The organism is Microvirga sp. Mcv34, from assembly GCF_024519725.1.
In the GTDB taxonomy this organism is placed as follows: domain Bacteria; phylum Pseudomonadota; class Alphaproteobacteria; order Rhizobiales; family Beijerinckiaceae; genus Microvirga.
In genome coordinates this window covers 1-6,286 of sequence record NZ_JALJRK010000147.1, presented here as the reverse complement: position 1 = coordinate 6,286, position 6,286 = coordinate 1, and the positions used below count along the sequence as shown (strand labels likewise).

The following is a 6,286-nucleotide window of genomic DNA, read 5'->3' as shown; positions in this document are numbered from 1 at the left end:
CCCTGGAGAGCGCGGGTCCTGGCGATCTCGCCTATATGGACAATCCGGCCTATGTGGGCGCTCTCGCTGCGACGCGGGCTCGGGCCTGTCTCGTGACGCCGCGCTACGCCGCGAAGGTTCCGCCCCAGACGGTGGCGATCGTGACCCCACAGGCCTACCGCGTGTTCGCCCAGGTGCTCGCGATCCTGTTCCCGTCCGCCATGCGGCCGGAATCCGCCTTCGCGTCCACGGGCATTTCGCCGGGATCCTTCGTCCACCCCTCCGCCCGGCTGGAGCATGGGGTGCGGGTCGATCCCGGCGCCGTCATCGGTCCCCATGCGGAGATCGGGGCCGGTACCCTGATCGGCTCTCATTCGGTCATCGGAGCCCAGGTCAAGATCGGCCGCGACTGCTCGGTGGCCGCCAACGTGACGGTGTCCCATGCCTTCATCGGCAACCGGGTCATTCTTCATCCAGGCGTGCGCATCGGACAGGACGGATTCGGATTCGCCATGGGTCCGCAGGGGCACCTGAAGGTGCCGCAGGTCGGGCGGGTCATCATTCAGGACGACGTCGAGATCGGCGCCAACTCGACTGTCGACCGGGGCGCCAGCCGCGACACCGTGATCGGCGAGGGCACGAAGATCGACAACCTCGTGCAGATCGCCCACAACGTGGTCATCGGCCGCCACTGCGTGATCGTTGCCCAGGTGGGCATTGCCGGCTCCACGACGATCGAGGATTACGTGGCTCTCGGCGGCAAGGTCGCCGTCAAAGGCCATGTGCGGATCGGTATGGGAGCCCAGATCGCAGCGACCAGCGGCGTCAATGGCGATGTCCCGCCCGGCGCCCGGTGGGGCGGCACGCCCGCGCGTCCCATGCGCGACTGGTTCCGCGAAATCACGGCCCTGAAAAAGCTTGCATCCCGGGGCGATTCCGCCAAAGACGACGATGCGTCTTCATAGGGTTCGTTGAAGGCATCCACTACCGCCTGGAGTACACGTCATGTCCGAAGCGCCCACCACGCTTCAAACCGCCGATATCATGGAGATCCTGGAGCTTCTGCCGCACCGGTATCCCTTCCTCCTGGTCGACAAGATCATCGAGATCGACGGCGACAAGTCGTGCATCGGCATCAAGAACGTCACCTTCAATGAGCCACAATTCACGGGCCATTTCCCGTCTCGGCCGATTTTCCCCGGTGTATTCCTGATCGAGGCCATGGCTCAGACGGCGGGCGCCATCTGCGTCAAGGCCAAGATGGCCGAGCAGGCCAAGCCGAAGCAGGTGTTTTTCATGACCATCGACAAGGTGAAGTTCCGCAGGCCGGTGGAGCCCGGAGACCGGGTCGAGTTTCACATGAAGAAGCTCAACAACCGCCGGAACATGTGGTGGTATAAGGGCGAGGCCAAGGTGGACGGCACGCTCGTCTGCGAAGCCGAAGTCAGTGCCATGCTGGTGCTCGAATAATGGAAACGGTGATTCATCCGACCGCCGTCGTCGAGGACGGTGCGAAGATCGGCCAAGGCGTGAAGATCGGGCCCTTCTGCACGGTGGGTCCCGCGGTCGAAGTGGGCGAGGGCTGCCAGCTCATGAGCCATGTGGCTCTGGCCGGGCGGACCACGATCGGTCCGCGGACGCGCATTTTTCCCTTCGCGTCGATCGGCCATATCCCGCAGGATCTGAAATACAAGGGCGAGGCCTCGACGCTCGAGATCGGCGCCGATTGCATGATCCGCGAAGGCGTGACCATGAACCCCGGCACGGAAGGCGGCGGGCTGCGCACGGTCATCGGCGACCGCTGCGCTTTCCTCGCCAACTCGCATGTGGGCCACGACACGAAGGTCGGCAACGACTGCATCCTGTCCAACAACGTGATGCTGGCGGGCCACGTCACGGTCGGCGATTTCGTGATCTTCGGCGGCGGCTCCGCCGTGATCCAGTTCGCCCGTGTCGGCTCCCACGCTTTCGTGGGCGGCATGTCGGGCCTGGAGAACGATCTCATTCCCTATGGCATGGCCATGGGGAACCGGGCCCATCTGGCCGGCCTCAACATCATCGGCCTGCGCCGCCGCGGCTTCACCCGCGAGCAGATCCACGACATCCGCCGGGCCTACCGCCTGCTCTTTGCCGACGAGGGCACCTTGTCCGAGCGGGTCGAGGACGTAGCCGGCGAGTTCGATCAGCATCCTTTCGTGCACGAGATCCTCGACTTCATCCGGGAAGGTGGCGACCGCGCGATCTGCACGCCGCGTGATCCGGTCAGCTCGGCCGGTTAGCGCATCGTGATGCGCTCCTCCAAGGGTGGAGCATCGGATGGGTCTCAGAAGTCCAGGTCCGCTTTTGGGCCCGATGCTCCGATGCCATCAGGCCCGATCGCGATCCTCGCCGGGGCCGGGCAGCTTCCCGTCCAACTTCTGGACCACCTCGAGCGGACGGGACGGGAGGTGCGCGTGCTGGCGTTCCGCGGCTTCGCCGAGGCGGAGCTGCAGCGCCGCGCCCATGTCACCGTCGATCTTCTCGACCTCAAGACCATCATGAGCACCCTTGAAGGATGGCGGCCGGAGGCCGTCTCCCTTGTCGGTGCCGTGCGGCGTCCCGGCTTCTCGGCGCTGCTGAGCGCTTATTCCCTGCTGCGGAACATGCACGAGGTGAAGGAGGTCATCGCCCGCGGCGACGATCAGGTGCTCCGCGGGGCCGTGATGCTGCTGGAGGAGCGCGGCCACCGGGTGGTGGGCGCCCATGAACTCGCGCCCGACCTTGTGGCTTCCCGGGCCTTGAGCGGCACGTGCTCGCCCCAGGCGGACGACCGGGAGGCGATCACGGTCGGCGTCGATCTCCTCCAGTCCCTGTCGGCCTTCGATATCGGCCAGGGCGCCGTCGTCGCCCGTCGGCATGTCCTTGCGATCGAAGGCCCGGAGGGCACCGACCGTATGATCCGGCGGGTCATGAAAATGCGGCAGTCCTGGTTCGGCCTGCGGCGGCGCGAGGAGGGCGGGGTGCTGATCAAGGCCGCCAAGCTCGGCCAGGACCTGCGGGTCGACATGCCGACGATCGGTCCCCGGACCGTCGCCGAGGCCGCACGGGCGGGCCTGTCCGGCATCGCCGTCGGGGCAGGCTCCACCTTCGTGCTGGAGCAGGAAAAGACCTTACGCACGGCGGACAGGCTCGGTCTGTTCCTTGTGGCCGTGGATCTGCCCTGGATGGAGAACAATCTTGGCTGAGGACAAGCCGCTCACGATCTGGATTGTCTCAGGCGAGGAGTCGGGCGATCAGCTCGGCGCCAAGCTGATGCGCTCGCTGAAGAAGAGGTTCGGGAGCGGGCGTCTGCGCTTTGGCGGCGTTGGCGGACACGCGATGGAACGGGAGGGCCTGAAGAGCCTCTTTCCGCTCGAAGAGATCGCCGTGATGGGCTTTTCCGCCGTCATCGCCCGGCTGCCGTCGATCCTGAGGCGCATAAAGTTCACGGCCGATGCTGTGGTGGCCGCAAAGCCCGACCTGCTCGTCATCATCGACAGCCCTGACTTCACGCATCGGGTCGCCAAGGCGGTCCGTCGTCGGGCGCCGGGCGTCCCCATCGTCGATTATGTCAGTCCCTCCGTCTGGGCCTGGAGGCCCGGCCGCGCGCCGAAGATGCGCGCCTATGTGGATCACCTGCTCGCCCTGCTGCCCTTCGAGCCGGAGGCTCATCGGAGGCTCGGCGGCCCGCCGACGACCTATGTGGGGCACCCGCTGATCGAGCGGCTCGGCGAGATCAGGCCCGCTCCGGGAGAACGGGGCAATCCGGGTTCCGGGCCGATCAAGCTGCTCGTCCTGCCCGGCAGCCGCCGTTCCGAGGTCAGCCGGCTCATGGAACCCTTCGGCGAGGCCCTGGCGATGCTGGCGGAGCGGTCGCCGCAGCCCTTCGAGGTCACGATCCCGGCCGTTTCGCATCTCGCCGGGGAGATCAGGGCAAGGGCCGGATCCTGGAGCGTGAAGCCGGTCATCGTCGAGGGGGAGGCGGCCAAATGGGCGGCCTTCCGCGCCGCCGACGCGGCGCTCGCCGCCTCCGGCACCGTGACCCTGGAGCTCGGCCTCTCCGGGGTACCGATGGTCGTCGCCTACCGGGTCTCGAAGATCGAGGAAGTGCTGAAATACCTCATCAAGGCCCCGTCCATCGTGCTGACCAACCTGGTTCTCGGCGAAAACATCATCCCCGAACTCATCCAGTGGGACTGCACCCCGGAAAAGCTCGCGGATGCCCTTCTGCCGCTCCTGGGCGACACGCCCGAGCGGCGGCGGCAGATCGACGCCTTCGGCAGGCTCGACGCGCTGATGAGGATCGGCGACGAGGCGCCGAGCGAGCGGGCGGCGAGGATCGTGGAAGACATTCTGAACGCCGAGCGCAAGGCTTGAAGTGTCCTCTAGCCGCCTTCGCCATCGTCCATGCGCGTGGCCAGGATACGCTCGTAAGCCGCCCTGCAAGTCGGTAAATCAGGGCAGATTGGAATAATCATCATTGGCACAACAATGATGAGTGCCGCGGCGATTATCATGAGCGGCATGCGGGCAGCACTGACCGCTTTGCCCGTAAGGCCGAGATAGAGAAAGTAGAAGCCTTGTATGAAACAGGCCGCAATAAGGAACTGGAGCGGTCGAAGAGTCTGTCTTTCATAGGGAGTCAGGCCACCATCCGGAAATCCTTGCATGCTTTGCTCGGCATAGGACCAGAGGGTGAGCAAAAGACAAATTATTGCCCAAGCTATCGCCAAATAACGTGTCGACAGTTTTTCTGCTTGGAATTTATCAGGAGACATTGGGACGAGGTCGAACAAACAAAGTTAGATATGTTATATTACGAAAATAATTGAAGTTCCTTTAAGCAAGCTCTGCCCAAAAGAAAAGCCCCCAAGAGGGGGCCTTTCAAACCTTCCTAGGGAATCTTATCCGCGCTGAGCGACTGTCACGTAGTCGCGCTCCCGCTCGCCCGTGTAGAGCTGGCGCGGGCGGCCGATGCGCTGGGACGGGTCTTCAATCATCTCGCTCCACTGGGCGATCCAGCCGACCGTGCGGGCCAGCGCGAACAGCACCGTGAACATGGAGGTCGGGAAGCCCATCGCCTTGAGGGTGATGCCCGAGTAGAAGTCGATGTTCGGATAGAGCTTCTTCTCGATGAAGTACTCGTCCTTGAGCGCGATCTGCTCGAGTTCCACGGCGACGTCGAGAAGCGGGTCGTCCTTGATGCCGAGTTCGTTCAGCACCTCGTGGGTGGTCTTCTGCATGATGCGCGCGCGCGGGTCGTAGTTCTTGTAGACCCGGTGGCCGAAGCCCATGAGGCGGAACGGATCGTTCTTGTCCTTCGCCTTGGCGATGTATTCCGGAATGCGGTCGGGCGTGCCGATCTCTTCCAGCATCTTGAGGGCCGCTTCGTTGGCGCCGCCGTGAGCGGGCCCCCACAGGCAGGCGATGCCGGCCGCGATGCAGGCGAAGGGGTTGGCACCCGAGGAGCCGGCGAGACGCACGGTCGACGTGGAGGCGTTCTGCTCATGGTCGGCGTGGAGGATGAAGATCCGGTCCAGCGCCCGCGAGAGCACCGGGTTGACCTTGTATTCTTCGGCCGGAACCGCGAAGCACATGCGCAGGAAGTTGGACGAATAGTCCAGATCGTTCTGCGGATACACGAAGGGCTGGCCGATGGAGTACTTGTAGGCCATGGCGGCCAGCGTCGGCATCTTGGCGATCATGCGCATGGACGCGATCATGCGCTGGTGCGGGTCCGAGATGTCGGTGGAATCGTGATAGAAGGCCGAGAGGGCGCCGACGCTCGCGACCATGATCGCCATCGGGTGCGCGTCGCGGCGGAAGCCGGTGAAGAAGCGGTTCATTTGGTCATGCACCATCGTGTGGCGCGTGACGCGGTAGTCGAAATCGGCCTTCTGAGCGGCTGTCGGCAGCTCCCCGTAGAGCAGCAGGTAGCAGGTCTCGAGGAAGTCGCCGTGCTCGGCCAGCTGGTCGATGGGATAGCCGCGATAGAGCAGGATGCCCTTGTCGCCATCGATATAGGTGATCTTCGACTCGGTAGCGGCGGTCGAGGTGAAGCCGGGATCGTAGGTGAACATCCCAGTCTGAGCGTAGAGCTTCGAAATGTCGATGACGCTCGGGCCGATGGTGCCTTCTTTGACCGGCAGTTCCACGGACTTGTTGTCGACGGTGACGGTGCTGGTGTTGGAACTCATGCGTCATGGCCCTTTCAAAACGGAGGCCGGGCAGAACCTAGTGTTGTGACTCTAACGCTTGTTTCGCACGGGCGACCTTTTCCAGGATAGCC

Annotated in this window: 7 protein-coding genes; 5 read left to right on the top strand and 2 right to left on the bottom strand. The window is 64.2% G+C overall.

The features are described 5' to 3' along the window. The 5 genes from lpxD to lpxB form a co-directional block, all read left to right on the top strand. The coding region (lpxD, locus tag OC446_RS28845) for a UDP-3-O-(3-hydroxymyristoyl)glucosamine N-acyltransferase (RefSeq protein ID WP_262032367.1) at positions 1–944 on the top strand (944 nt) is incomplete at its 5' end. A gap of 40 nt (positions 945–984) precedes the next feature. Then, entirely contained in the window at positions 985–1,449 is a 465-nt protein-coding gene (fabZ, locus tag OC446_RS28840) for a 3-hydroxyacyl-ACP dehydratase FabZ (protein WP_262032366.1), read from the top strand. Further along, the gene (lpxA, locus tag OC446_RS28835) at positions 1,446–2,258 is read left to right on the top strand and encodes an acyl-ACP--UDP-N-acetylglucosamine O-acyltransferase (RefSeq protein ID WP_410055166.1); all 813 of its coding nucleotides are present in this window, start codon (positions 1,446–1,448) and stop codon (positions 2,256–2,258) included. Before fabZ ends, lpxA begins: the two co-directional genes overlap by 4 nt. A gap of 81 nt (positions 2,259–2,339) precedes the next feature. Then, positions 2,340–3,203, top strand: a complete 864-nt coding sequence (locus OC446_RS28830; RefSeq protein WP_262032364.1) for an LpxI family protein — start codon at positions 2,340–2,342, stop codon at positions 3,201–3,203. After that, entirely contained in the window at positions 3,196–4,374 is a 1,179-nt protein-coding gene (gene lpxB, locus OC446_RS28825) for a lipid-A-disaccharide synthase (protein WP_262032363.1), read from the top strand. Before OC446_RS28830 ends, lpxB begins: the two co-directional genes overlap by 8 nt. 8 nt (positions 4,375–4,382) lie before the next feature. Here lpxB and OC446_RS28820 read toward each other — a convergent pair whose 3' ends face one another. Together OC446_RS28820 and gltA are read right to left on the bottom strand one after the other, a co-directional pair. Then, a complete protein-coding gene (locus OC446_RS28820) occupies positions 4,383–4,775 on the bottom strand; it encodes a hypothetical protein (protein ID WP_262032362.1) in 393 nt (130 codons plus the stop codon). Between the two features lie 126 nt (positions 4,776–4,901). Continuing rightward, positions 4,902–6,194, bottom strand: a complete 1,293-nt coding sequence (gene gltA / locus OC446_RS28815) for a citrate synthase (protein ID WP_262032361.1) — start codon at positions 6,192–6,194, stop codon at positions 4,902–4,904. Between the last annotated feature and the right edge of the window lie 92 nt (positions 6,195–6,286).

What these genes read in the sequence shown, in the direction of transcription:
- fabZ (WP_262032366.1), top strand. Translation starts at nt 985, where the DNA reads ATGTCCGAAGCGCCCACCACGCTTCAAACCGCCGATATCATGGAGATC.
- gltA (WP_262032361.1), bottom strand. Translation starts at nt 6,194, where the DNA reads ATGAGTTCCAACACCAGCACCGTCACCGTCGACAACAAGTCCGTGGAA.
- OC446_RS28830 (WP_262032364.1), top strand. Translation starts at nt 2,340, where the DNA reads ATGCCATCAGGCCCGATCGCGATCCTCGCCGGGGCCGGGCAGCTTCCC.
- OC446_RS28820 (WP_262032362.1), bottom strand. Translation starts at nt 4,775, where the DNA reads ATGTCTCCTGATAAATTCCAAGCAGAAAAACTGTCGACACGTTATTTG.